Consider the following 773-nt stretch of genomic DNA (forward strand, 5'->3'; position numbering starts at 1 on the left):
AGCCCCCCCCCCCCCCCCCCCCCCCCCCCCCCCCCCCCCCCCCCCCCCCGGGGCCCGGGGGGGGGGGCCGGGGCGCCCCCCCCCGTGGCACCACGGGCCCGTTCACTCGGGGATCGGGCGGGTCAGCGGCCCGCCCAGCGGTGCCACACCTCGGCGCGGGCGGTCGCGGTGCGGCCGCGGCGGGCGAGCAGCGCGGCGGGAGCGTGGGCGCCGAGCTCGGCGAGCACCCGCAGCCGCAGCGCGAGCCGGAAGTTCGCCGGCGGCACCGGATCCCCGCGCAGCCTGCGCAGGGGCAGCACCGCGGTGAGCGCGGCGAAGCGCGCCAGCTCCCGCGCCGCGACCCGTCCCGGCGCGCAACGCAGCAGCGCCAGCAGCCGGTTCCGCTCGTTCCACCGGTGGAACTTCGCCGAGCCTGGCCGGGTGCTCGCGCCGTGCAGGTGCGCCACCCGGGCATCGGGCACCAGCAGCACCCGGCCGCCGTCGAGCCGCAGCCGCCACGCGGTGTCGGTGTCCTCGTAGTAGCAGAAGAACCGCGCCGGAACCCCGCCCGCGGCGCGCAGTTCCGCGGTCCGCAGCAGCGCCGCCCCGCCGCAGAACCCGAACACCTCCCGCGCCGGGCCGGCGGCGGCGCCCGAACCGGTTCCGCCGACCGACTCGACCTCGGCACCTGACTCGACCTGCACCGCCGGTTCGTCCCCGCCGGCCGAAGGGACCCCGCCGACGGACTCGCCCCCGTCCACCGACTCGCCCCCGTCCACCGACTCGCCCCCGTC

At 80.9% G+C, this 773-nt stretch carries 1 protein-coding gene; it reads right to left on the reverse strand.

The window, feature by feature from the left end:
• Positions 1-122: 122 nt before the first annotated feature.
• The coding region (locus LCD35_RS17485) for a glycosyltransferase family 2 protein (protein ID WP_374108097.1) at positions 123-773 on the reverse strand (651 nt) is incomplete at its 5' end.

Source organism: Saccharopolyspora sp. 6V, from assembly GCF_020176785.1.
Classification (GTDB): Bacteria; Actinomycetota; Actinomycetes; order Mycobacteriales; family Pseudonocardiaceae; genus Saccharopolyspora_C; species Saccharopolyspora_C gregorii.